Origin of the sequence: Isoptericola sp. NPDC057391 (genome assembly GCF_042668085.1) — a bacterium.
Classification (GTDB): Bacteria; Actinomycetota; Actinomycetes; order Actinomycetales; family Cellulomonadaceae; genus Isoptericola.
Genome location: NZ_JBHVBO010000009.1, coordinates 1 through 24,325 on the forward strand (window position 1 = coordinate 1; position 24,325 = coordinate 24,325).

The window sequence follows — 24,325 nt, forward strand, 5'->3', positions numbered from 1 at the left end:
GTCGCGGTGCGCCCCTCGTCGCTTTTGCCTGAGAGGATCTGACCATGGCCAGCTTCGTCGATCGCGTGGTGCTGCACGCCGTGGGCGGTGACGGCGGCCACGGCGTCGCGTCGATCCGCCGCGAGAAGTTCAAGCCCCTGGCGGGGCCCGACGGCGGCAACGGCGGCGACGGCGGCACCGTGAAGCTCGTCGTGGACCCGCAGGTGACGACGCTGCTCGAGTACCACCACTCGCCGCACCGCCGCGCCACCAACGGCACGCAGGGCATGGGCGACGACCGGGACGGCGCCAACGGCGGCGACCTCCTGCTGGGCGTGCCGGACGGCACGGTCGTCAAGGACCGCGACGGCAACGTCCTGGCCGACCTCGTGGGCGTCGGCGCGGAGTACGTCGTCGCGCAGGGTGGTCGCGGCGGCCTGGGCAACCGCGCCCTCGCCTCCCCGAAGCGCAAGGCCCCCGGCTTCGCCCTCCTCGGCGAGCCGGGCGAGGAGCACGAGGTCGTCCTCGAGCTGAAGACGATCGCCGACGTCGCGCTGGTCGGGTACCCGAGCGCGGGCAAGTCGTCGCTGGTCGCGGCGATCTCCGCCGCGCGGCCCAAGATCGCGGACTACCCGTTCACGACGCTGGTGCCGAACCTCGGCGTCGTGCAGGCGGGGGAGACCCGGTACACGGTGGCCGACGTGCCGGGCCTCATCCCCGGCGCCAGCGAGGGCAAGGGGCTCGGCCTGGAGTTCCTGCGCCACGTCGAGCGCACCGCCGTGCTGGTGCACGTGCTCGACTGCGCCACCCTCGAGCCCGGGCGCGACCCCCTGAGCGACCTCGACGTGATCGAGGCCGAGCTGGCCGCGTACGCCGGCGACCTCGGCATCGAGGGCGGCCGGGTGCCGCTCACCGAGCGCCCGCGGCTCGTCGTGCTCAACAAGATCGACGTCCCCGAGGCGCGCGAGCTCGCGGAGCTGGTGCGCCCCGACCTCGAGGCGCGCGGCCTGCGGGTGTTCGAGGTCTCGACCGCCAGCCACGAAGGGCTGCGGCCGCTCACCTTCGCGCTCGGCGAGCTGGTCGAGCGCGCCCGCGCCGCCGCGCCCGCGCCGGAGCCGACGCGCATGGTGCTGCGCCCGCGCGCCGTCGACGAGTCCGGCTTCACCGTGACGGCGAAGAAGGACCACGAGGGCGTCTACTACGAGGTGCGCGGCTCCAAGCCCGAGCGCTGGGTGCGGCAGACCGACTTCAACAACGACGAGGCCGTCGGCTTCCTCGCCGACCGCCTCGCCAAGCTGGGCGTCGAGGACCGGCTCCTCAAGGCCGGCGCCGTCGCGGGCGACGAGGTCCGCATCGGGGACCCGCGCAACGCCGTCGTCTTCGACTGGGAGCCCACGCTCACCACCGGCCCGGAGCTGCTGGGCGCGCGCGGCACGGACCTGCGGCTCGACGAGAGCGCCCGGCCGACGCGCGGCGACAAGCGCCGCGAGCACCAGGAGCGCATGGACGCCAAGACGGAGGCGCGCCGCGAGCTGTGGACCGAGCGGCAGTCGGGCCACTGGACGGACCCCGACGACGACTGAGCGCCGATCCGGCGAGAATGCACAGGTGAACGCCGCCACCTCCCGCGCCAGCCTGCCCACGGCACACCGGATCGTCGTCAAGATCGGCTCGTCGTCGCTCACCGGCCCGGACGGTCACCTGGACCTGGCGGCGCTGCGCGCCCTCGTGGACGTGCTGGCCGCGCGCGCGGCGGGCGGCGCCCAGGTCGTGCTCGTGTCCTCCGGCGCGATCGCGGCCGGCATCGGGCCGCTCGGGCTGAGCGCCCGCCCCCGCGACGTCGCGACCATGCAGGCCGCCGCCATGCTGGGCCAGGGCCAGCTCGTGGCCCGGTACACCGAGGCGTTCGCCGCGCACGGGCTGCAGATCGGGCAGGTGCTGCTCACCGCGGAGGACACGGTGCGGCGGTCGCGGTACCGCAACGCGCAGCGCTCCCTGGAGCGGCTGCTCGCGCTCGGGGTCGTGCCGGTCGTCAACGAGAACGACGCCGTGACCACCGACGAGCTCACCTTCGGCGACAACGACCGGCTGGCGGCCCTCGTGTCGCACCTCGTGCGCGCCGACGCCATGGTGCTGCTCACCGACGTCGACGGCCTGCACGACGCGCCGCCGTCGCGCCCCGGCGCCCGGCGCATCGCCCACGTGGCGGACCTGGCGGACCTGTCCGGGGTCGAGGTCACCGCGCGGGGGAGCGCGGTCGGCACGGGCGGCATGGTCACCAAGCTCGAGTCGGCCCGGATCGCGACCGGCGCCGGCGTGCCGGTCGTGCTCACCAGCGCGCGGAACGTCGCGGCCGCCCTGGCGGGCGAGGACGTGGGCACGTTCTTCGCGGTGACCGGCCGGCGCACGACGGCGCGGCGGCTGTGGATCGCGCACGCGGCCCAGGCCCACGGCCGCCTCCACCTCGACGACGGCGCGGCGCGCGCGGTGCTCGGCGGTCGCGCGTCGCTGCTGCCCGCGGGCGTCACGCGCGTCGAGGGCTCGTTCGAGGCGGGCGACCCGGTGGAGCTGGTCGCGCCCGACGGCGCGGTCGTGGCGCGCGGGCTCGTCGCGTTCGACTCGGGCGAGCTCCCGGGCCTGCTCGGCCGCTCGACGTTCGACCTGCGGGCCGAGCTCGGGGAGGGGTACGACCGGGAGGTCGTGCACCGCGACGACCTGGTGCTCGAGCACCGCCGATGAGCTGGACCCGATGAGTTCGGCCGGCCGCCGCCGTCCGTAGGTGCAGCGGCGCGCGCCGGAGCGTGCCACCGGACCCAGGAGGTCGGCATGCGCCGTCCGCACCACGTCACCGCCGTCACCACCGCCTTCGTCACCGCCCTCGTCACCGGGGTCACGGCGCTCGCCGTCGGCCCGTCGGCGTCCGCCGCACCATCGGCCCCGCCGGCTGCCCCGTCGTCGGCCGCGCCGTCCGAGTGCGCGCCGACCGGCCCGGGCGTGACGGAGTACTGCGGCGAGCTGGCGGGTGCCCGCTACCGCGTACAGGTCCCGGACGACTGGAACGGCACCCTGGTCCTGTTCAGCCACGGCCACTACCCGTCCGAGTTCTTCGCCGGCTTCCCCGTGCCGCACCTCCTGGGCAACCAGGAGCTCAGCGAGGACATGCTCACCGACCACGGGTACGCGGTGGCGGCCTCGCTGTTCCAGGGCGAGGGCCTCGACTTCACGGTGCCGACCGCGGTGGCCGACCAGTCGCGGCTGCTCGACTGGTTCTCCGGGCACGTGGCCGAGCCGGAGCGCACCCTCACGTACGGGCAGTCGATGGGCGCGGTCACCGCGCTCAAGCACGCGGAGACGGAGCCGGAGCGGATCGACGGCGTGCTCACCGTGGGCGGCGCCCTCGACTGGGTCGGCCACCTCGACGCGATCCTCGACGTCAACGCCGCGACCCGCGCCCTCCTCACGGACGGCACCGACGCCCAGGGGAACCCCATCGAGCTGGTCGAGTCCGCCGACGGCGAGGCCAGTCGCGACGCGCTCGTGGCCGCGCTCGCCGCCGCCCAGGAGACCCCCGAGGGACGGGCGCGGATCGCCCTCATCGCCTCGCTCGGCACCGTGAGCGGCTGGTACTGGATGAACGAGCCCGAGCCGCGCACCCTGGAGGACCGGGCCCGCGGCCAGGCGCAGTGGCTGATCGGCGCGTACACGCTCGGCCTCGGCCCCGCCGCGCGCGACGACCTCGAGGCGAAGCTCGGCGGCAACCCGAGCAGCACCGACCTGGACCACCTGCGCGCCCGTCTCGCCCGCTCGGGCGCCGCGCCCGAGGTCGTGGCGGCGTACGCGCGGGCCGGCCTCGACCTGCGGGCCGACCTGGCGACGCTGGAGGACGTGGAGCCGATCGAGGCCGACCCGGACGCCCGCGCGGCGATGGTCGCGCACCGTCCCGAGGGCACGACGCCGTCCCCGGTCCTCACGCTGCACACCACGGGAGACGGCGGGGCGCCGCCGTCGGCCGAGCGGTCGTTCGCGCAGCGCGTGCGCGAGGTGGGCGACCCGGGGCGGTTCCGCAGCCTGTACGTCGAGCGCGGGGCGCACCTGTCCGTGAGCCTCGCGGAGGAGCTCGTGGCGCTGCGCACGCTGGAGCGGCGCATCGACACCGGCCGGTGGCCCTCCCTCGCGCCGCGGACGCTGAACCGGGCGGCCGACTCGCTCGGGCCGGAGTACCGGGCCACGTTCGAGGTCGTCACGCTGAAGACCTTCGACCACGCCCCGGCGTTCACCCGGTTCGTGCCGCCCCGCGCACCCCGTCCCTCCTGGTGAGAGGGGTCTGCCGCCGCGCGCGCCGCCGTCGTACCCTCGGGGGATGACCACGACCCTCACGGAGGACCTGACGGCGGGTGGCTCGGGCGCCGGCACCGCGGGTGACGACGTCGCGGCCGCCGTCCGCGACGTCGCCCGGCGGTCCCAGGTCGCGTCGCGGACGCTCGCGACCGCCACCAGGGCCACCAAGGACGCCGCGCTGCACGCGCTGGCCGACGCGCTGGAGGCCGCGGCCGGCGAGATCGTGACGGCGAACGCCGACGACCTCGCCCGGGGGCGCGACCGCGGCCTGAGCGACGGGCTGCTCGACCGGCTGGCGCTCACGCCGGTTCGGATCGGCGCCATCGCCGGTGCGCTGCGCGAGCTGGCCGGCCTGCCCGACCCGGTCGGCGAGGTGGTGCGCGGCCAGACGCTGCCGAACGGCCTGCGCCTGCGCCAGCTGCGCGTGCCGATGGGCGTGGTCGGGATGATCTACGAGGCGCGCCCCAACGTCACGGTCGACGCCGCGGGCCTCGCGCTGAAGTCGGGCAACGCCGTGATCCTGCGCGGCGGCAGCGCGGCGGCCTCGTCCAACGCGGTGATCGTCGACGTGCTGCGCCGTGCACTGGAGGCCCAGGAGCTGCCCGCCGACCTCGTGCAGACCATCGACGCGTACGGTCGCCCCGGCGGTGTCGCGCTCATGCAGGCGCGCGGGCTGGTGGACGTGCTCGTCCCGCGCGGCGGCGCCGACCTCATCCGCACGGTCGTCGAGTCGTCGACCGTGCCGGTCATCGAGACCGGCGTCGGCAACGTGCACGTGTACGTGGACGCCACGGCCGACGTCGCGAACGCCGTCGAGATCGTCATGAACGCCAAGACGCAGCGGGTCGGGGTGTGCAACGCGGCCGAGACGCTGCTGGTGCACGCGGACGCCGCCGAGGCGTTCCTCCCCGCGGCGCTCGCGGCGCTCGGCGGGGCGGGCGTGGTGCTGCACGGCGACGCGCGCACGGTCGCCCTGGCGCCCGAGTCGGTCGAGGTGCTCCCGGCGACCGACGCCGACTGGGCCACGGAGTACCTCGCCCTGGAGCTCGCGGTGCGGGTCGTCGACTCGTTGGACGACGCGATCGAGCACATCCGCACCTGGTCGTCGGGGCACACCGAGGCGATCCTCACCCGGGACCTGGCCGCCTCCGAGCGCTTCGTCGCCGAGGTCGACTCGGCCGCCGTGATGGTGAACGCCTCCACGCGCTTCACCGACGGCGGCGAGCTGGGCCTGGGCGCCGAGATCGGCATCTCCACGCAGAAGCTGCACGCGCGCGGGCCGATGGGCCTGGCCGAGCTGACGACCACCAAGTGGGTCGTGCACGGCGACGGCCACGTCCGGCCCGCGTGAGAGACTGACCCCCGACCCTGCCCGTCGCGACCCGTCGCACACCCACGCACAGGAGGAACCCGTGCTGCACACCGCCGTCCAGGTGGCCCAGGAGGCCGCCGAGCACGCCGAGACCATCTCCCCGATCGCGATGGGGCTCCTCGCGTTCGGTGGCCTGGTCGCCGCGCTCGTGGTGACGTACGCCTTCCGCAACGTGTCCAACCGCCACCACTGACGGCCACCCCTCCGGTCAGCGTGAACGAGCCGTCGTCGCAGCCGCGCCGTCCGCGCCTGGGCGTGATGGGCGGCACGTTCGACCCCATCCACCACGGCCACCTGGTCGCCGCCAGCGAGGCGGCGGCGCTGCTCGACCTCGACGAGGTCGTCTTCGTCCCCACGGGCAAGCCGACCTTCAAGCAGCACCAGCGCGTGTCCCCGGCCGAGCACCGCTACCTCATGACGGTGATCGCGACGGCGTCGAACCCGCGGTTCACGGTGAGCCGGGTCGACATCGACCGTCCGGGTCTCACCTACACCGTGGACACGCTGCGGGACCTGCACGAGGAAAGACCCGACGCCGACCTGTTCTTCATCAGCGGCGCCGACGCGATCGAGCAGATCCTGACCTGGAAGGATGCCGCGCTCCTGTGGGAGATGGCACACTTCGTGGCTGTCACGCGGCCGGGGCACCAGCTCATGGTGGACGGCCTGCCCCACGACGGGGTCACGACGCTGGAGGTCCCGGCGCTGGCGATCTCGTCGAGCGACTGCCGTCGCCGGGCGCAGGCCGGCCAACCGGTGTGGTACCTGGTGCCGGACGGCGTGGTCCAGTACATCGCCAAGCACGGTCTGTATCGAGGTCTCGATGAGTGACAACAACCCGTCCCGCCCGCTGACCCGCCGCGAGATCCGCGAGCGGGAGCAGGCGGCCGCCGCCGCGCAGGCGAGCGCCGGCCCGCCGGCGCCGTCGGGGCCGGAGCACGGCGCGCCCGCCGCGAGGTCGCCGTTCGCCCCGCCCCCCGCGCAGGCGCCCGCGCCGCGGTTCCCCGCACCGGCGACCAGCGCGCCGTCGCGCCGCTCGCTCCGCGAGCAGAGCCCGGCGCCCGCCCCGGCCCCCGCGCCGATGGTGCGGCCGCCGTCCACCTCCGCCGGCGTGCGCGGGCTGGACGAGACGGGCCGGCTGGCCCCGATCCAGCGGCCCACCGGCGAGATGTCCCGCGCCGTCGCCCCGACGCCCTCGGTGCGTCCCGCGGCGCCGTCCGGCGCCCCGGCCGCGCCGCCCGCGCGCCCCTCGACCCGCCGCGACCAGGGCGCCGCCCCGACGGGCGCCGCGACCGGGCTCGGGCTGCCGCCGCTGGCGGCGCCGGCGAGCGCCCCGTCCACGGCGGCCCCGGCGGCCAGCCCGCCGGCCACGGTCGCGCCGCGCCCCGACGGCCCCGCCCGCCGTTCCCCGTTCGGGACGACCGGCACCTCCTCGCCGTTCGGCACCACGTCCGCGTCGGCGTCGGCGCCGCCCGCGCAGGCGGGCCCCGCACCGGCCCCGAGCGCGACGCCGCCGGCCGCCTCCACGTCGGTGGCGCCCCCGCTGCCCTGGGCGAGCCCGACCACCGAGCGGCCCGCGTCCGTGCCGCCGTCCCGCCCCGCGGCGGGGCCCGCGCAGCCGTCGGCCGCGCCGGAGCGCCCCGCCGCGTCGCCGTTCGACGCGCTGGTCGCGTCGGAGCAGCCCGTCCGCGCGCGCTCGGCCGCGCCGCCGGAGGACGAGGACGACGACGAGGACTGGGACGAGCCCGAGGCGTCGTACACCTGGCTGCACTACATCGTCCTCGTGGTCGTCGCGTTCGTGCTGGGGCTCCTGGTCTGGAAGCTGCTGCTCCAGGCGCCCGACGACAGCGACTTCCAGACCGACGCCGCCGCGCCCGCGGCCGCCGTCTCCCTCACGTACGAGCACCCCGGAGCCGCTGCATGACCGCTAGCCCCCGCGCCGTCGAGCTGGCGGTCGTCGCCGCCCGGGCCGCGTCGGACCGCAAGGCGCAGGAGATCATCGCGCTGGACGTGAGCGACCAGCTGGTGCTCACGGACGTGTTCCTCATCGCGTCCGGCACGAACGAGCGGCAGGTCTCGGCCATTGTGGACGCCGTCGAGGAGGCGATGTTCCTCGCGGGGTCCAAGCCGATCCGCCGCGAGGGCAAGGCGCAGGCGCGGTGGGTGCTGCTGGACTTCGGCGAGGTCGTCGTGCACGTGCAGCACGCCGAGGACCGGGTGTACTACGCGCTCGAGCGCCTGTGGAAGGACTGCCCGGCCGTCGAGCTGCCGGAGGACGCGCGCGGCGGGGACGGCGCGGCGGCCGCCGCCGAGTACGGCGACGGCGAGGGCGACGGCGCGATCCGTCTCGCGGGCGACGAGTGACGGCCGGCACCGTCGTCCTGCTGCGGCACGCCCGCACCGCCTACAACGCGTCGCTGCGGCTGCAGGGGCAGATCGACATCCCGCTCGACGAGGTCGGGCGCTGGCAGGCGACGGAGGGCGGTTCCGCCCTCGCGTCGTCGCACCGGGCGACGCGCATCGTGTCGTCCGACCTGGGCCGCGCCGTCGAGACGGCGGCCGCGTACGCGGAGGCGCTCGGCGGGGCGCCCGTCGTCACGGACGAGCGACTGCGCGAGCGCGGTTTCGGCGCCTGGGAGGGCCTCACCGGCGCGGAGCTGCAGGAGCGATGGCCCGAGGAGTATGCGGCCTGGCGCCTGGGCGCCGAGCCCGTGGGCGCGGGGGCCGAGACGAAGGCGGCGGTCGCGCAGCGCATGGCCGAGGCCGTGGCCGGGCACGCCGCGGACCTGGACGACGACGCGACGCTCGTCGTGGTCTCGCACGGCGCCGCCATCTCGCTGGCGGTCACGGCGCTGCTCGGGCTCGACCCGACCACCTGGCGCGGGCTCGCGGGCATGCACAACGTGCACTGGTCGCACCTGCACCGTGCGGGCGAGGGGGCCGTGCCGGCCTGGCGCCTCGTGGCGCACAACGTGGGCGCGGGCTACCCGCTGGACCGCTGGCAGGCGGGGCCGGACTGGAATTTGGAACCTGGCCCGAAGTCTGCCTAAGATATCGACGTTCCCGAGGGGCGCAAGCCCGGAGGAACACACCGAATCAGACGAATCGCCCGGTCGCCGCCGGCCGCGAGAGTCGGTTCTCGGGGCTGTGGCGCAGCTGGTAGCGCACCTGCATGGCATGCAGGGGGTCAGGGGTTCGAGTCCCCTCAGCTCCACCCCGTCGAGAAGGCCCGGAACCTCATGGTTCCGGGCCTTCTTGCGTGACCAGGGGTTTCACGGTGCGGGACGCCCTTGCGCCGGCGCCGTGGTCGCCTAAGGTCGGACCTGCGGTCGCGTCGTCGGCCGTCACATCTGAAGACACCCATGACAGGGGAGCGCCGTCGAAGGGGCGCTGAGAGTGCGGGCACAGCCGCAGACCCTTGGAACCTGCTCCGGTTAGCACCGGCGAAGGGAGTTACCTGGAATGTCCGCGCCCGAAACCGCTTCGCGCCCCGTGCGCAGCACCCTCCGCGCGTCCCTGCGGTACCGCACCGTCGACCTCGTCACGGTGGCCATGCTCGGCGTGGCCGTCGGCGTCGTCTTCTGGGGCTGGACCCAGCTCTACCACCTGCTCTCCGCCGGGCTGGCGGTCGCGTTCCCGCCGGCCACCGGGCTGCTCGGCGGCGGCTGGCTGCTCGGCGGCGTGCTGGGCGGGCTGATCGTCCGCCGCCCCGGCGCGGCGCTGCTCACCGAGGTCGTCGCCGCCAGCGTCGAGGCCCTGCTCGGTGCCGGCTGGGGCTTCTCGGCGATCGTCTCCGGCGTCGTCCAGGGCGTCGGCGCCGAGCTCGTGCTCGCCCTGTTCCTCTACCGCCGCTTCGGCACCGCAGTCGCGGCCATGGCGGGCGCGGCGGCGGGCGCGTGCGGCGCCGTCTACGAGTGGTTCGCGTACTACCCGGACTGGGAGTGGAGCTTCCGGCTGGCGTACCTCGGCCTGTTCGCGCTGTCCGGCGCGCTGCTCGCCGGCCTCGGGGGAGCGGCGCTCGTGCGCGCCCTCGCCCGGGCCGGCGTGCTCGACGCGTTCGGGCCGGGGCGCGACCTCGCCGACCGTGCCGTCGACCGCTCCCCGGCCTGACGGCGTGGCGCGCGACGACGTCCGGGCGCGCGTGCGGGGGCTGCGCTGGCGGCCCACCGGGCGCGCGGCCCCGACGATCGAGGGCCTCGACCTCACCGTCGGCGTGGGGGAGCGCGTCGGGCTGGTCGGCCCCAGCGGGACGGGCAAGTCGACCGTGCTGCACGCCCTGGCCGGAGTGCTGGGTGACCCGCTGCCCGGCGAGCTGTCCGGCACCGTGCACGTGGACGGCGGGGTGGGCCTCGTCCCGCAGGACCCGGGATCCGCGGTCGTCGCGGCACGGATCGGACGGGACGTCGCCTTCGGCCCCGAGAACGCCGGCCTACCGCGGGCGGAGATCCGGCGCCGCGCCGGTGAGGCCCTGGACCGGGTCGGGCTGCGGTACCCGCCCGAGCGGCCGACGTCGGCCCTCTCGGGCGGGGAGCTGCAGCGGCTCGCGCTCGCGGGGGCGCTGGCGTGCGCACCCGGCCTGCTGCTCCTGGACGAGCCGACCGCGATGCTCGACCCCGCCGCCGCGGACGAGGTGCGCGCCGCCGTCGTCGGGGCCCTGGAGGGCACGGACACGTCCCTCGTCGTGGTCGACCACCACGTCGGGCCGTGGCTCGAGCGCCTCGACCGCGTCGTGGTGCTCGGGCCCGGCGGCCGGGTGACGCATGACGTCGCACCCGCCGCGCTGCGGGACGGCCCGACCGGCCTGCGGGACGAGCTGACCCGCGCGGGGGTCTGGCTGCCGGGCGTGCCGGCGCCCGCGCCGCTGGAGGTGCCCGGGGCCCTGGTGGCGCCGGACGGAACCGGGCCGGAGGTCGCGGCCGACGGGCTCGTCGTCGACCTCGTCACCCGCGGCCTGCGGGGACGCACCACGACACGCGCCCTGGACGGGGCGTCCGTGCGGCTGCCAGCGGGGGCGCTCACCGCCGTCACGGGGCCGTCGGGCGCGGGGAAGTCGACGCTCGTCGCGACCCTCGCGGGGCACCTGCGGCCGGCGGCCGGCGAGGTGCGTGGCACGCCCGGCCACGGCGCCCGCTCGCGGGACCTCGCGCGGTGGTGCGGCTGGGTGCCGCAGCACCCGGAGCACGGCCTGCTCGCGCTGCGCCTGCGGGACGAGGTGGGGCTCACCGGCCGGCGCCTCGGCGTGCGGGTGGACGTGGACGAGGTGCTCGCGCTGCTCCGGCTCGACCACCTCGCCGACGCGCACCCGTTCCGGCTGTCCGGCGGCGAGCAGCGCCGGCTCGCGCTGGCGGCCGCGCTCGCGCACCGCCCGGGGCTCGTGCTGCTCGACGAGCCGACCGTCGGCCAGGACCGGCGCACCTGGGCCGCGGTGGCCGGGTGGGCCACCGCCGCCGCCCGGCACGGCGCCACCGTCGCGGCGAGCACCCACGACGCGCACCTCGTCGCCCTCGCCGCGCACCAGGTGCGGCTCGACGGTGCGGAGCGCGAGCGACAGGCGGTGGCGGCATGACCGGCGCGCTCGGCCGGGTGAACGCCCTCGTGCTCGTGGCCCTCGGGCTGCTCGGGCTGGTCGCGTCCCTCGGCGTGCGGGACGTCGCGAGCGCCGCCGTCGCGCTCGGCGCCTACCTGGCCTTCGGGCTGGTGCTCCTGCCGCGCGGGGCGGGCGCGCCCGCCCGGTACCTCGCGGTGGTCGTCGCGGTCGCGTCGGTGGCGTGGTCGACCTGGCTGCTCGGCGGGCGCGACCCGGTGGTGGCCGCCGTCGCGGGGGCCCGCATCGCGGTGCTCGCCCTTCCGGGCGTGGCGCTCGCGCCGCTCGTCGACCCGAGCGGGCTCGCCGACCAGCTGGGGCAGCGGCTGCGCCTGCCGGCCCGCTTCGTCGTCGGGGTCGCTGCGGCGCTGCAGCGCTTCGAGCGGCTCGGTGCGGTGTGGGAGCAGGCGTCGCGAGCCCGCCGGTCGCGCGGCGTGGGGCCCGGCCCGGGGCTGCTCTCGCGGGCCCGCCACGCGGCGTCGGTGACGTTCGCCGTCCTGGCGGCCACCCTGCGCGACGCGACCGCCATGTCCGTCGCGATGGACGCCCGGGGCTTCGCCGCCGCCCACGGCCGGACCTGGGCCGAGCCGGCGCCGTGGACCCGCACCGACACCGTCGTGCTCGCCGGCGGCGCGCTGGTCGCGGCGCTGCCGTTCGCCGTTCTGGTCGTGCGATAGCCGCCGCGCGGGGACCGCCGGGCGCAGAATGGGCGTCGGAGGTGCTCGCATGGCCCGCCAGCTGCACGACTTCGACGCCCTGCACGACTTCGACGCCCTGTACGCCGGCGACGTCCCGCCGCCGTGGGAGATCGGGCGTCCGCAGCCCGTGCTCCTGGCGCTGGTGCGGCGGTCGGTGCTCGCCGACCCGGTGCTCGACGCCGGGTGCGGCACGGGCGCGCTGGCGCTCGCCGTGGCCCGGGCGGGCCACCGGGTCGTGGGCGTGGACGCCGCGGCGCACGCGATCTCCCGCGCGCGGGAGCGGGCGGCGGAGTCGATCGTCGAGCCGCCGGGCGAGGTGCGCTTCGAGGTCGCGGACGCCCGCCGGCTCGACCGCCTGGACCTGCGTCCGCGGACCGTCCTCGACTCGGGGCTGCTGCACAGCCTGGACGACGCCGGCCGCGAGGCCTACGTGGCGGGGCTGGAGGCGATCTGCCCGCCCGACGCGCTCGTCGCCGTGCTCGCCATGTCCATGGACGCCGGGCTGGGCTGGGGCACGACCGACGACGGGCTGCGCGCGGCGTTCGCCGGTCCGGCGTGGACGGGCACGACCGTCTCGGACGCCGAGATCGCCGCGCGCACCGCGGGGGAGGACCTGCGCCTGGCCGCGCTGCTCCTCACGACGCGGCGGGCGTGACGCGGCGTCCGTGAACGGACCGGCTCCGGACGGGCCCGGTGCGATAGGAAGGGGGCGTGCCGTCCCCGCCCCTGTTCCCGTTCCGCAGCGTCGTCCTCGGGGCGTTCGTCCCCACGCTGGTGCTGGAGATCGGCATCGGCGCGCTGCTGCCCGTCGTCGCGGTCACGGCCACCGACCGCGGCGCGACCCTCACGGTCGCCGGGCTCGTGGCCGCGCTGCTGCCGCTCGGGAAGATCGCGTTCGACCTGCCGGCCGGCGCGCTCTCGCAGCGCCTCGGCGACCGGGTGGCGATGCTGGTCGCCGGCAGCGTCGCCGTCGTGGCGTTCACGACGATCGCGCTGTCGTCGGCGCTGTGGGGCCTGGCCGCCGGGGTGCTCGCGCTGGGCGCGGCGAACGCCGTCTTCAACCTCGCCCGCCAGGCGTACCTCACCGAGATCACCCCGCCGCTGCGGCGGGCGCGCGTGCTGTCGACCCTCGCCGGGGTGCACCGCATCGGGCTGTTCCTGGGGCCGTTCGCGGGGGCCGCGGTGATCGCGGCGACGTCCCTGCACGGCGCGTTCTGGCTGGGCACGGGCTCGGCGCTGGTCGCCGTGCTCGTCATCGCCCTGGTCCGGCCGGAGCCGCAGGCCGACGCCCCGCTGCCACGACCCGCGGGTGGCCCGCGCGTGTCCATCGCGGCGGTGGCGCGCGAGCACCGGCAGCTGTTCGCGACGCTCGGCGTCGCCATCCTGCTCGTGAGCGCCGTGCGCGGCGCGCGGCAGACGGTCATCCCGCTGTGGGGCGAGCACCTGGGCCTCGACGCCGAGGTGACGTCGCTCGTCTTCGGCGTCTCCGGCGCCCTGGACATGCTGCTGTTCTACCCGGCGGGCAAGGTGATGGACCGTTTCGGCCGGCTCTGGGTGGCCGTGCCGTCCATGCTCACGATGGCGGTGGGGCTGGCGGTGCTGCCGTTGGCGCACACCGCCGGCGCGCTCGCCGTGGTCGCCGCCCTGCTCGGTGTGGGGAACGGCATGGGCTCGGGCATCGTCATGACGCTGGGCGCCGACGTCGCGCCCGCCGCCGTGCGGCCCACGTTCCTCAGCGTGTGGCGGCTGTTCCAGGACACGGGCGACGCGCTCGGGCCGCTGATCCTGTCGGCCGGGGCGGCGCTGGGCTCGCTCGCGGCCGGGGTGTGGGCCACCGCCACGCTGGGCGGCGCGTCCGCGGCCGCGCTCGCGCGCTGGGTGCCGCGCTACTCCTCGCTCGCGAACCTGGTACGCCGACGGCGCTGACCTCCGCGCGCCCTCATCCGTGCAGGTGCACGCCGAGCCCCCTGCGGCCCGGCGCGAGCGCCTCGCACAGCTCCCCGCGGGCGTCGTAGTCCCCGCCGTCCTGGTGGCGGTAGGGCACGAAGGGCCCGTCCGGGAGCGCGAGCAGCCGGCGCCGCAGGCCCGCCGCGGCGGCGGCGAATCCGTCGTCGTCCAGGCGGTTCGCCCCGGCCACGAGGACCGGCTCGGCCACCTGCATGCCCGTGTACCAGAGCGTGCCGTGCAGGAGCGGGAACAGCACCTCGGTGAGGTCGCCGTGCAGCCCGCGCGGCCCGAGCCCGGTGCCCGCCCCGACCGTGACCACGGCCAGGGCGCGCCGTCCGGCGAGGCCGCCGTCCCCGTAGCGACGCGTGCGGCCCGCGGCGTCGCGCACGCCGTAGGCGTAGCCCTGCACGAGGACGCGGTCGAGCCAGCCCTTGAGGATCGTGGGCGCGCCGTGCCACCACAGGGGGAACTGCACGACGACGGTGTCGGCGCGGGCGAGCTTGTCGTGCTCGGCCCGGATGTCGGGGGCGAGGGTGCCGCCGCGCAGCGCGCGCTCGGAGGCCGCCGCGACCTCGAGCCGCTCGCCGTCGCCGACGGCGTCGCCGAAGTCGGCCGCCGTCACCACGGGGTTCCAGCCCATCGCGTACAGGTCGGACTGGACCACCTCGTGCCCGGCGCCGCGCAGCGCGCGGACCCCGTCGTCCCGCAGCCGCGCCGTGAGCGACCGCGGTTCCGGATGGGCCAGCACCCACAGCACCCGCATCGGACCGTCCTTCCTACCGGGGGCGGGCGCCGGTCGGTCGCCCGTCCCCTCACGGTGCCGGGGGACCGCACCGCGCGACCAGTGGCCGGAGAGCCATGCTGTGCAAGGATCGAGCCATGCCTGCCCCTCCCGCCGCGCCCCGTCGACACCTCGTCGCGGTGCTCGTGCGCGACGGCGTGATGCCGCTCGAGCTCGGCGCGGTGCACCAGCTCTTCGGCGTCGCGCGCGGGGCCGACGGCGAGCGGCTCTACGACGTGCGCACCTGCGCCGCCGCGCCGGGGCCGGTGCGGACGGACGCGGACTTCACGATCGACGTCCCGCACGGGCCCGAGGTCCTCGCGCGCGCCGACACGGTCGTGGTGCCGGCGTCGCACGCCCTGGACGACGTCGACGAGGCCGACGATGTGGACGACGACGTCACCCCGGACCTGCTGGCGACCGCCCGGCCGGACGCGCGGGTCGCGTCCATCTGCACCGGGGCGTTCGTGCTCGCGCGTGCCGGCCTGCTCGACGGACGGCGGGCGACGACGCACTGGCTGTCGGCGGACCGGTTCCGGCGCGCGTTCCCGGCGGTGGAGCTGGACCCGGACGTGCTGTTCACGGAGGACGGCCGGGTCTTCACCTCGGCCGGCGAGGCGGCCGGCATCGACCTGTGCCTGCACCTCGTCCGCTCCGACCACGGCGCGGCGGTCGCCAACGACGTCGCGCGCCGGACGGTCGTGCCGCCGTTCCGCGACGGCGGCCAGGCGCAGTACGTGGACGTGCCGGTACCCGAGCCGGCCGGGGACCACACCGGCCCCGCGCGCTCGTGGGCGCTCGAGCACCTCGACGAGCCGCTCTCGCTCGACGACCTCGCCCGGCACGCGTCGATGAGCACGCGGACCTTCACCCGCCGGTTCCGGCGGGAGGTCGGCCTCTCGCCCGGAGCCTGGCTGCTGCAGCAGCGCCTGCTGCGGGCACGTGACCTGCTGGAACGCACAGACCTCCCCGTGGACGCCGTCGCCCGCCGCGCCGGTTTCGGCACCGGGGCGTCGCTGCGGCAGCACTTCGCGCGGGCGCTGGGCGTGTCGCCCGCCGCCTACCGCGCGACCTTCGGCCCCGGCCCGCGACCTCGGATCGTCTCGAAGGTCCTCCCGCGAGTTCCTTGACGGGGCAGGCCTCGGGCACCTACATCTGGTTGATGGAGGTCTTCGAGAAGTGGGAATCCGAGATCCGGGGGTACAGCCGCACGTACCCCACGGTGTTCGCCTCGGCGTCGAACGCGCGGCAGGTGGACGAGGCCGGACGTAGCTACGTCGACTTCTTCGCCGGCGCGGGGGTGCTGAACTTCGGGCACAACAACCCGCGCATGAAACGCGCCATGATCGAGTTCCTCGAGGCCGACGGCGTCGCGCACAGCCTCGACATGGCGACCACCACGAAACGGGACTTCATCGCGAAGTTCGTCTCCACGGTGCTCGAGCCGCGCGGCATGACGATGCGGCTGCAGTTCATGGGGCCGACGGGCAGCAACGCCGTCGAGGCGGCGCTCAAGCTCGCCCGCAAGGTCACCGGGCGGCGCGAGGTGGTCGCCTTCACGCACGGGTTCCACGGTATGACCCTCGGGTCGCTCGCGCTCACGGGCAACGACGTCTTCCGGCGGGCCGCCGGGGTGCCGTTGGAGAACGTGCACCGGTTGCCGTTCGAGACCGCCCCCGGGGGCGGTCTCGCGTCGCTCGAGGCCTACCGGGCGCAGCTCGCCGACGTGTCGAGCGGTCTGCTGCCCCCCGCCGCGTTCGTCGTCGAGACGATCCAGGCCGAGGGCGGCGTCAACGTGGCGAGCGCCGAGTGGCTGCACGCCGTGCAGCGGCTCGCCCGCGACGTCGGGGCGCTCTTCGTCATCGACGAGATCCAGGTGGGCTGCGGCCGCACGGGCAGCTACTTCAGCTTCGACGGCATGGGGCTCGACCCCGACGTCGTGTGCCTCGCCAAGGGGATCGGTGGCTACGGGACGCCCCTGGCCATGAACCTCAACCGGCCCGAGCTGGACGCGCAGTGGGCGCCCGGGGAGCACACCGGCACCTTCCGCGGCCAGGGCCTGTCGTTCGTGGCCGGGCGCGAGGCGCTGACCTACTTCGACGACGACGCGCTGATGACCGAGGTGCGCGCGAACGGCGAGCGCATGGCGGACGCGCTGCGCGCCGTCGCGCAGGAGGCGAACCGCGGCTTCACCGTGCGCGGCCGCGGCATGATCCAGGGCCTCGACGTCGGCGACGGGGCGTTCGCCAAGGCGGTCGCGGCCGAGTGCTTCGCGCGCGGCATGCTGATCGGCCCGTGCGGCAGCGGCGGGCGCGTGCTCAAGCTCATCCCGCCGCTCACCATCCCCGACGACGACCTCGGCGAGGGCCTGGAGACCCTCGCCGGGGCGGTGCGCGACACCCTCTAGCGCCCTCGAGCAACCCCGCCGGGGACGCGGTGCAGTCCGTGATACCTGAAGGAGGCCGGCATGCGGCAGCGCGACGACATGACGTTCCCGTTCGAGGAGTACGCGAGACGCCTCGGAGACCTGCGCCGCCGCATGGCGGAGCGGATGCTGGACGCGGTGGTCATCACGGACCCCGAGAACCTCATGTACCTCACGGACTACCAGACCACGGGGTACTCCTTCTTCCAGGCGCTGGTCGTGCCGCTCGAGGACGAGCCGTTCATGATCACGCGCGCCATGGAGGAGTCGAACGTCCACGCGCGCACCTGGGTGGAGCTGACCCGGCCGTACCCGGACACCGGCGACGCGATCCAGAGCCTCGTGCAGTCCCTGCGCGAGTTCGGGCTCGACACGAAGGACGTCGGGTACGAGCGCAACAGCTACTACTTCCCGGCCTACCACCAGGACTACATCCACAACTCGTTCAAGGACGGCCGCCTGCTCGACTGCTTCGGCATCGTGGAGGAGGGGCGGGTGATCAAGTCGGACGCCGAGATCGCCGTCATGCGGCGGGCCGCGCGCGCCACGGAGGTCGGGATGGCCGCGGGCATCGAGGCGGTCGCCGCCGGCGTGACCGAGAACGACGTCGCCGCCGAGATCGCGTCGGCGATGTTCCGCTCCGGCGGCGAGTTCCCGGCGGTGATGCCGTACGTCACCTCGGGGCCGCGGAGCATGATCGGCCACGCGACCTGGGAGGGCCGCACCGTGCAGCCGGGGGAGCACGTCTTCCTCGAGGTGGGCGGCTGCTTCCGGCGCTACCACACGGCGATGATGCGCACCGTGGTGCTCGACGACCTGTCGCGCAGCATGCTGGTGGCCCAGGAGCGGATGAAGCTGGCGCTCGCGGAGGTCAAGAAGGCCATCCGGCCCGGGCTCACCGTGTCCGACGCGGACACCATCGTGCGGAACATCATCTCGGACAACGGCGTGGGGGCGCGGCTGGTGACCCGCTCGGGGTACTCCATCGGGATCGCCTTCCCGCCCAGCTGGGACGAGGGCTACATCGTCAGCCTCAACCAGGGCGACCCGCGCGTGCTGCGCGAGGGGATGACGTTCCACATCATCCCGTGGATGTGGGGGGTCGACGGCGACAAGACCGTCGGCATCTCCGACACGGTCCGGGTGACCACCGACGGCTGCGAGTCGTTCTTCACCCTGGACGAGGACTTCACCTGTAAGCCCGGGCACGCCGCTGCGGAGCCCGAGGCCCTGACGCTCGTCGAGGACACGATCGAGGAGACCGCATGACGATGCTCATCGCGACGGACCCCAGCACGGGCGAGGTGGTCCGCGAGGTCCCGGCAGCGACGCCGGGCGAGGTGGACGCGACGCTGGCGGCCGTCGAGGCGGCGCGCGCGCCGTGGCGAGACCTCGGGCTCGACGGGCGTGCCGCGGTGCTGCACGCGGTGGCGGCCGACCTGCGCGCCCGCGCCGACGAGCTGGCACCCCTCATGACGCAGGAGATGGGCAAGCCGAACACCGAGGCGCTCGGGGAGGTCGAGAAGGCGGCCTGGTGCGCGGAGCACTACGCCGAGCACGCCGCGGCGTACCTGGCGACGGAGGAGATCGCCTCGGACGCCACGCGCAGCTACGTGCAGCACCTGCCGCTCGGCACGGTGCTCGGCGTCCTGCCGTGGAACGCGCCCTTCTGGCTGGCCCTGCGCTTCGCGGCGCCGGCGCTCATGGCGGGCAACACCGGCGTGCTCAAGCACGACCCGCACGTGCCCGGCTGCGCGGAGGCGATCGGCGACGTCTTCGCGCGGGCCCTGTCGGCGTCGGGCGCGCCGGCCGGCGCGTTCCGGAACCTGCCGCTGGCGACCGAGGACGTCGCCGCCGTCATCCGGGACCGGCGCATCCAGGCGGTGTCGTTCACCGGGTCGTCGCGCGGCGGCGCGGCCGTGGCGAGCGTCGCCGCCGCCGAGATCAAGCCCGCCGTGCTGGAGCTGGGCGGCTCCGACCCCTGCGTGGTGCTGGCCGACGCCGACCTGGACGCCGCCGCCGACACCATCGCCCTGTCGCGCATCATCAACGCCGGCCAGTCGTGCATCGCCGCGAAGCGGATCGTCGTCGAGGACGCCGTGCACGACGCCCTGGTCGACCGGCTCCGGGACCGGCTCGCCGCGCTCAAGGTCGGCGACCCGCGCGACCCCGCCACGCAGGTCGGCCCGATCGCCCGCGCCGACCTGCGCGAGAACCTGCACCGCCAGGTCACGCAGACGGCGCGGGCGGGGGCGCGCCTCCTGCTCGGCGGCGAGCTGCCCGACGGGCCCGGGTACTTCTACCCGCCCACCCTGCTCGACGGCGTCACCGACGACATGACCGCCGCGTGCGAGGAGACGTTCGGGCCGGTCATGGCGGTGCTGCGGGCGGCCGACGCCGACGAGGCGCTCGAGACGGCGAACCGCACCGAGTACGGCCTGGCGGCGAGCGTCTGGACGACGCCGGAGCGCGGCGAGGCGATGGCCCGCCGCATCGCGGCCGGGCAGGTCTCGGTGAACGGCATCGTCAAGACCGACCCCCGGCTGCCCAGCGGCGGGGTGAAGCGCTCCGGCTACGGGCGCGAGCTCGGCCCGCACGGCATCAAGGAGTTCGTCAACGTGCAGCAGGTGTGGGTGGGCCCGCGCCGGGGCTGAGGGTCAGGGCTCCTCGGGCCTGGGGATGCTCGTCACCGTGGTGAGCAGGAACACCGAGTCCTCGAGCGCGAGGACGGCGTGCCGCTCGTGCGTCAGGACGCGCAGCTGCCCGGCGCCCACCTCCTCGTCTCCCTCGAGCGCGGTGACGCGCACCCGCCCGTGCAGCACGAGGATGGAGGCGGCGGGCGGGGAGTTGTGCTCGCCCAGCTCGACGCCGGCGACCAGGGCGATCACCGTCTGCCGCAGCGGGCCGTCGTGCACCACGATCTCGGCGCTGCGCCCGTTCTCGGCCGCACGGGCCTTCTCGAGCTGGTGGATGGTGCGGGCGTCCAGGTTGGCCATGGGGGCTCCGTCCGTCGGCGGTGCGGGCGTCAGTACCCGTCGGTCGGGATGCTATCGCCGTCGATCATCCCCAGCCGGGCGAACGCCTCGGCGACGCCGCCGCGCGCGGGGCCGGGCACGACCAGGTCCGCCTCGGCGAGGACCGCGGGCGGTGCGCCCTCGACCGCGACGGCCGAGCCCGCGTACTGGAGCATCTCGACGTCGTTGTACCCGTCGCCGACGCCGACCGCCTGCGCGGCGGTGAGCCCCAGGTGCTCCATCACGGCCGCCATCCCGACGGCCTTGTGCACCCCGGCCAGGTGGATCTCGCCGGCGTTGTCGCCCGTGTCCGCGTAGGACGAGGGGAGGATGCCGACCTCCGGGCCGAGCTCCGCGCGCAGCGCCGCGATGGGGACGGGGGAGTCGAAGTAGCTGATCTTCGCGTAGCGGACGTCCGCGAGGTCGCCCGGCATCCGGAGCACGTCGAGGATCTCGCGGGGCGCCGCGTCGCCACGGTGCTCGAGGCGCGCGTCCAGGCCCACGGGGCCGTAGACCGCCTCCGGCGCCTCCAGGAGGTATGCGACGTCGTGGGCGTCGAGGACGTGCCGCACGCGGGTCGCGAGGTCGTCGGGGAAGCGGAGGTCGGCCACGACCTCGCCGTCGAGCCGGACGAACGCGCCCGCCGTCGCCACCACGCCGTCGAAGCCCGCCGCCAGCAGCGACGGTGGCAGCATCGACTCCGGGCGGCCCGTGCACAGCAGCACCCGGTGACCGGCGCGCCGGGCGGCGCGGACGGCCTCCTCGTGCGCGGGCGGCACCGTGCCGTGGTCCGCGTAGGTGCCGTCCACGTCCAGGAACGCCACACGCGCCCCGTCACTCCTCGAACCCGACACGGGCGCAGTCCTCCAGCTCTTCGGCGTCGTGGGCACCGTCGAGCCTAACCGGCCGCGTCCCCGCCCCGTGCCGAGCCCCGGCGGGGACGCGGCGCGCCGTCACCGGGTCAGCGACGTCTCCCCGCACAGGTGCACGGGCAGCCCGAGGGCGTCAAAGAACGCCGCCTTCGCCTCGAGCGCGCGGTCCGCGGTCGCGGCGTCGGGCGCGTACGCGACGTTGAGGTGGTTCGCCTTGTGCCGGGCCATGAACTGGTCGCGCGTCACGCCGTGCAGGACGGCGTGCATGATCGGCCACTCCGGGTTGGTGGCCTCCTTGCGCCGCCGGGTCTCCTCCTCCGGGAGCCGGACCGCGGAGCCGCGGCCGAGGTCCACCTGGAGGCGCCCGTCCGCGATGTACACGCGCGACCACACGATCTCGCCGGGCCGGGACACGCCGTTGATGGTCGAGCCGCCGGCGGGGAAGAACACCGGGTCCTGGCGCCAGCCCTCGGCGCCCGCGTAGCCGCCCTCCAGGTGCGAGGCGGGCACGGAGCCGGAGATCTCGAAGACCCAGACGAACTGCCCGTCGTAGTCCTCGCCCCAGCGCACGTCGTGCAGGGTCGTGGCGGGGTCGAGGCCCATCGCGCGCCAGAGCCGGTTCGTCACCAGCGCGTCGACGGCGACGCCCTCGTCCGCCTCGTTGAAGTGCGGGAAGGCCTGCCCGTCCCACAGCACGCGCTCGCCGTCGCGCGACCGGGCGGGCGGGCGCTGCACGTTGTTGAGCAGCCCCTCCGCGAGGTCGGAGGCGGGGCAGACGTCCTTGAGCCCCTGCTGGTACTGGATGCCGGCGGCGTCGAGCCCGAAGTCGTCGGCGATCCGGAGCGCGGCGATGTACATCTTGTACTGCCACTGCAGCTGCGCGCGGGTGAGCTCGGTGGCCTCGTCGGAGCCGAGGCGGAACGTCATGCCCGCGTCGGTGAGCCACGCGTGCACCTCGTCGGCGTCGGCGTCGCTGACCCGCTGCATCTCGGCCCACAGGGCGGACTGCGAGAGCCGCTCCTTGTAGATGCCGATCCCGTTGAGGAGCTCGTCGTCGAAGATCGCGTTGTACATGCCCATGCAGCCCTCGTCGAAGACGCCGACGATCGCCTTGTCGCGCAGGAGCTGGGCGCCGAGCGCCCGGCCGAGCTCGGTCTCCGCCGAGGCGGGGAGCTCGGGAAGCGGCCGCACGTGGGAGGCGTCCTGCGTGATCGTGCCGGTGGCCAGCCACTCGCCGATCGCGGCGCGGAACCAGTCGTCGGTGCCGTCGACGGTCCACACGCTCGAGTACTCCCGGCCCATCTTGGTCAGGCCCGCGTTGAGTCCGAGCAGCCCGACCAGGCCCGGCCAGTCGGCGGCGAAGTTCGCGGCGGTGAGGATCGGGCCGCGGTGCGTGCGCAGCCCCGCGAGCACGTGGTGGCTGTACTGCCACACGGCCTCGGCCACCACGAGCGGGGCGTCCGGCGGGACGTCGCGGAAGACCTCGAGCCCCATGCGCTGGCTGCTGATGAACCCGTGCCCGGTGGCGGGGTCGACGTCGTGGGCGCGCGCCACCTTCCAGCCGTGGGCGGCGAAGGCGTCGGTGAGGAGGCGCTCGAGCCCGACCTGGGTGGGCCAGCCGGCGACGTTGGCCGACTCGCGCAGGTCGCCCGACGCGACGAGGTAGACGGTCTGCGGCGGCGCGACGCGCGGCTCGGGGAGGGTCGGAAGGTCGTACGTGGTCACGATGCTGCTCCTTCGGGGCGTCGGTGGTGGGCCAGGGCGTGCGCGACGTCGCGGGTCGCCGGGTAGAGGTCGCGGTAGAGGCGGTAGCGCTCGTCGTAGAACGCGCGGAGGTCCGGGTCGGGCTCCCTGACGACGACGGGCGGGTTCCAGGCGGCGACGTCGACGGGCCGCCCGTCGGGGCTGACGAGCCCGGCGGCGAGGGCGGCGGCGCCGTACGCCGCGCCCACGGTGCGGGCCGGGATCATCTGCGGCAGGCCGGTGACGTCGGAGACGATCCGGGTCCACAGGTCGCCCTGGGTGCCGCCGCCGACGGCGACGACCCGGTCGATCGTCGCCCCGGCGTCGCGCATGGTCTCGACGTTGTGGCGGACACCGTAGGCCGTGGCCTCGAGCGCCGCGCGGTACAGGTCGCCGCGGGTGTGCGTGAGCGTGAGGCCGAGGACCGCGCCGCGGGCGTCCGGGTCCTGGACGGGGGTCCGCTCGCCGGCGAAGTACGGCAGCACGAGCAGGCCGCCGGCCCCCGGGCCGGAGGCCTCCGCCTCCGCCAGGAGGTCGGGGTAGTCGGCGCCGGTGAGGTCGCGCAGCCAGGAGGTGATCGCCCCGGAGGTCGCCATCCCGCCGGCGAGGCTGTGCGTGCCGGGGTAGGCGCCGACGGTGCCCCACAGGGTGGGGCTGCGCAGCGGCTCGGGGACCGTGGCGACGAGGAACATCGTGGTCCCGTACATCAGCATGAGGTCGCCCACGTGCTGGGCGTCCACGCTCACGGCCTCCGACCAGGCGTCGATGGTCCCCGTCGTGACGGGAGTGCCGGCGGGCACCCCGGCGAGCGGCTCGCGGGTCACCCCCGCGGCGTCCCCGGGCCAGCGCAGCGGCGGCAGCTCGAGCCCGGGCGCGACGAGCGCGGCCCACTCCGGGTGCCAGCGCAGGCCGGCCGGGTCGTACAGCGGGGTGCACTGGGACGCGGAGTGGTGGTCGAGAACGTACTCGCCGGTGAGGCGGAGCGCGAGGAACGAGGCGGGCATGAGCAGCCGCCGGGACCGGGCGTAGACGTCGGGCTCGCGCTCCCGCACCCAGGCGATCTTCGGCCCGGCCGCCTGCGAGGACAGCGCGGAGCCGCAGGCGTCGAGGATCGCCTCCCGCCCGAGCTCCGCGTCGAGCCGTGCGACCTGCTCGCCGGCCCGGGTGTCGACGCCGTACAGGATCGCCGGCCGCAGCGGGGTGCCCTCCTCGTCGGTGAGGAGCACGCACGGCCCCATGCCCGAGACGCCGACGGCGGCGACCTCGAGGTCGGCGGGGACGTCGGCCCCGCGGGCGGCCCCGGGCGCGAGGTCGGCGGTCAGCTCCTCGGCGAGGGACCGGAGCTCGGCCCACCAGATCTCCGCGTCCATCTCGACGTGGCCGGGCGACGGGCGCGCGACGTCGTGCGTGCGCGCCGCGGTGCGCAGGATCGCCCCGTCCGGCCCGACGAGCACACCCTTGGTGCTCGAGGTGCCCACGTCGACGCCGAGGAAGCCGCGGACGGGCGCGGCCGGCGAGGCGGACGGGGCGGACGACGAGGGCATGGCCGCCACTGTGGCAGAAATCGATTAC

At 75.7% G+C, this 24,325-nt stretch carries 23 protein-coding genes, 1 tRNA gene and 1 riboswitch; of the genes, 19 read left to right on the top strand and 5 right to left on the bottom strand.

Going from position 1 to position 24,325, the window contains the following annotated elements:
• Positions 1-44 precede the first annotated feature (44 nt).
• From obgE to ACFUVW_RS02580, 15 genes are all read left to right on the top strand, one after another.
• Positions 45-1,562: a GTPase ObgE gene (gene obgE, locus ACFUVW_RS02510; protein ID WP_430569772.1), complete on the top strand. Its 1,518-nt coding sequence runs from the start codon at positions 45-47 to the stop codon at positions 1,560-1,562.
• 25 nt (positions 1,563-1,587) lie between these two features.
• Positions 1,588-2,718: a glutamate 5-kinase gene (gene proB / locus ACFUVW_RS02515; protein ID WP_430569773.1), complete on the top strand. Its 1,131-nt coding sequence runs from the start codon at positions 1,588-1,590 to the stop codon at positions 2,716-2,718.
• 87 nt (positions 2,719-2,805) lie between these two features.
• Entirely contained in the window at positions 2,806-4,296 is a 1,491-nt protein-coding gene (locus ACFUVW_RS02520) for an alpha/beta hydrolase family protein (protein ID WP_430569774.1), read from the top strand.
• A 43-nt stretch (positions 4,297-4,339) separates the two neighbouring features.
• Entirely contained in the window at positions 4,340-5,668 is a 1,329-nt protein-coding gene (locus ACFUVW_RS02525; protein ID WP_430569775.1) for a glutamate-5-semialdehyde dehydrogenase, read from the top strand.
• A 61-nt stretch (positions 5,669-5,729) separates the two neighbouring features.
• Positions 5,730-5,882, top strand: coding sequence for a hypothetical protein (locus ACFUVW_RS02530; protein WP_429764031.1), 153 nt, complete (start codon positions 5,730-5,732; stop codon positions 5,880-5,882).
• Positions 5,883-5,947: 65 nt separating this feature from the next.
• Positions 5,948-6,520 (top strand): nicotinate-nucleotide adenylyltransferase, encoded by a 573-nt coding sequence (gene nadD, locus ACFUVW_RS02535; RefSeq protein WP_430569820.1) that lies wholly within the window; start codon positions 5,948-5,950, stop codon positions 6,518-6,520.
• On the top strand, positions 6,513-7,613 hold the full coding sequence (locus ACFUVW_RS02540) for a hypothetical protein (RefSeq protein ID WP_430569776.1): 1,101 nt from the start codon (positions 6,513-6,515) through the stop codon (positions 7,611-7,613). The genes nadD and ACFUVW_RS02540 overlap by 8 nt, the downstream gene beginning before the upstream one ends.
• Positions 7,610-8,053, top strand: coding sequence for a ribosome silencing factor (rsfS, locus tag ACFUVW_RS02545; protein ID WP_430569777.1), 444 nt, complete (start codon positions 7,610-7,612; stop codon positions 8,051-8,053). The genes ACFUVW_RS02540 and rsfS overlap by 4 nt, the downstream gene beginning before the upstream one ends.
• Positions 8,050-8,739: a histidine phosphatase family protein gene (locus ACFUVW_RS02550; protein ID WP_430569778.1), complete on the top strand. Its 690-nt coding sequence runs from the start codon at positions 8,050-8,052 to the stop codon at positions 8,737-8,739. Before rsfS ends, ACFUVW_RS02550 begins: the two co-directional genes overlap by 4 nt.
• A gap of 91 nt (positions 8,740-8,830) precedes the next feature.
• Positions 8,831-8,903: transfer RNA gene (locus ACFUVW_RS02555), tRNA-Ala, on the top strand.
• A 143-nt stretch (positions 8,904-9,046) separates the two neighbouring features.
• Positions 9,047-9,158, top strand: a riboswitch (TPP riboswitch).
• 23 nt (positions 9,159-9,181) lie between these two features.
• Complete coding sequence (locus ACFUVW_RS02560) at positions 9,182-9,799, top strand: ECF transporter S component (protein WP_430569779.1); 618 nt, start codon at positions 9,182-9,184, stop codon at positions 9,797-9,799.
• A 4-nt stretch (positions 9,800-9,803) separates the two neighbouring features.
• Positions 9,804-11,255, top strand: a complete 1,452-nt coding sequence (locus ACFUVW_RS02565; RefSeq protein WP_430569780.1) for an ABC transporter ATP-binding protein — start codon at positions 9,804-9,806, stop codon at positions 11,253-11,255.
• Positions 11,252-11,950, top strand: a complete 699-nt coding sequence (locus ACFUVW_RS02570; protein ID WP_430569781.1) for an energy-coupling factor transporter transmembrane component T family protein — start codon at positions 11,252-11,254, stop codon at positions 11,948-11,950. Before ACFUVW_RS02565 ends, ACFUVW_RS02570 begins: the two co-directional genes overlap by 4 nt.
• A 49-nt stretch (positions 11,951-11,999) precedes the next feature.
• The gene (locus tag ACFUVW_RS02575) at positions 12,000-12,626 is read left to right on the top strand and encodes a class I SAM-dependent methyltransferase (RefSeq protein WP_430569782.1); all 627 of its coding nucleotides are present in this window, start codon (positions 12,000-12,002) and stop codon (positions 12,624-12,626) included.
• 56 nt (positions 12,627-12,682) lie between these two features.
• Complete coding sequence (locus tag ACFUVW_RS02580) at positions 12,683-13,897, top strand: MFS transporter (RefSeq protein ID WP_430569783.1); 1,215 nt, start codon at positions 12,683-12,685, stop codon at positions 13,895-13,897.
• A gap of 13 nt (positions 13,898-13,910) precedes the next feature.
• Here the strand turns inward: ACFUVW_RS02580 and ACFUVW_RS02585 are convergent, their stop codons facing one another.
• Entirely contained in the window at positions 13,911-14,681 is a 771-nt protein-coding gene (locus ACFUVW_RS02585; protein WP_430569784.1) for an NAD(P)H-dependent oxidoreductase, read from the bottom strand.
• Between the two features lie 116 nt (positions 14,682-14,797).
• Between ACFUVW_RS02585 and ACFUVW_RS02590 the strand changes: the two genes are divergently transcribed.
• The 4 genes from ACFUVW_RS02590 to ACFUVW_RS02605 are packed head-to-tail and all read left to right on the top strand — an operon-like array spanning position 14,798 to position 19,778.
• Positions 14,798-15,829: a GlxA family transcriptional regulator gene (locus tag ACFUVW_RS02590; RefSeq protein ID WP_430569785.1), complete on the top strand. Its 1,032-nt coding sequence runs from the start codon at positions 14,798-14,800 to the stop codon at positions 15,827-15,829.
• Between the two features lie 32 nt (positions 15,830-15,861).
• Positions 15,862-17,106, top strand: a complete 1,245-nt coding sequence (locus ACFUVW_RS02595; protein ID WP_430569786.1) for an aspartate aminotransferase family protein — start codon at positions 15,862-15,864, stop codon at positions 17,104-17,106.
• Between the two features lie 60 nt (positions 17,107-17,166).
• Positions 17,167-18,393, top strand: a complete 1,227-nt coding sequence (gene doeA, locus ACFUVW_RS02600) for an ectoine hydrolase (RefSeq protein ID WP_430569787.1) — start codon at positions 17,167-17,169, stop codon at positions 18,391-18,393.
• Positions 18,390-19,778, top strand: coding sequence for an aldehyde dehydrogenase family protein (locus ACFUVW_RS02605; protein WP_430569788.1), 1,389 nt, complete (start codon positions 18,390-18,392; stop codon positions 19,776-19,778). Before doeA ends, ACFUVW_RS02605 begins: the two co-directional genes overlap by 4 nt.
• A gap of 3 nt (positions 19,779-19,781) precedes the next feature.
• Here the strand turns inward: ACFUVW_RS02605 and ACFUVW_RS02610 are convergent, their stop codons facing one another.
• From ACFUVW_RS02610 to ACFUVW_RS02625, 4 genes are all read right to left on the bottom strand, one after another.
• Entirely contained in the window at positions 19,782-20,120 is a 339-nt protein-coding gene (locus tag ACFUVW_RS02610) for a cupin (RefSeq protein WP_430569789.1), read from the bottom strand.
• Positions 20,121-20,149: 29 nt separating this feature from the next.
• Positions 20,150-20,962 carry an HAD hydrolase family protein gene (locus ACFUVW_RS02615; protein ID WP_430569790.1) on the bottom strand — a complete coding sequence of 271 codons (813 nt, stop codon included), beginning with the start codon at positions 20,960-20,962 and terminating at the stop codon, positions 20,150-20,152.
• 129 nt (positions 20,963-21,091) lie between these two features.
• On the bottom strand, positions 21,092-22,735 hold the full coding sequence (locus ACFUVW_RS02620) for a fucose isomerase (RefSeq protein WP_430569791.1): 1,644 nt from the start codon (positions 22,733-22,735) through the stop codon (positions 21,092-21,094).
• On the bottom strand, positions 22,732-24,297 hold the full coding sequence (locus ACFUVW_RS02625) for an FGGY-family carbohydrate kinase (RefSeq protein WP_430569792.1): 1,566 nt from the start codon (positions 24,295-24,297) through the stop codon (positions 22,732-22,734). Before ACFUVW_RS02625 ends, ACFUVW_RS02620 begins: the two co-directional genes overlap by 4 nt.
• Positions 24,298-24,325 lie beyond the last annotated feature (28 nt).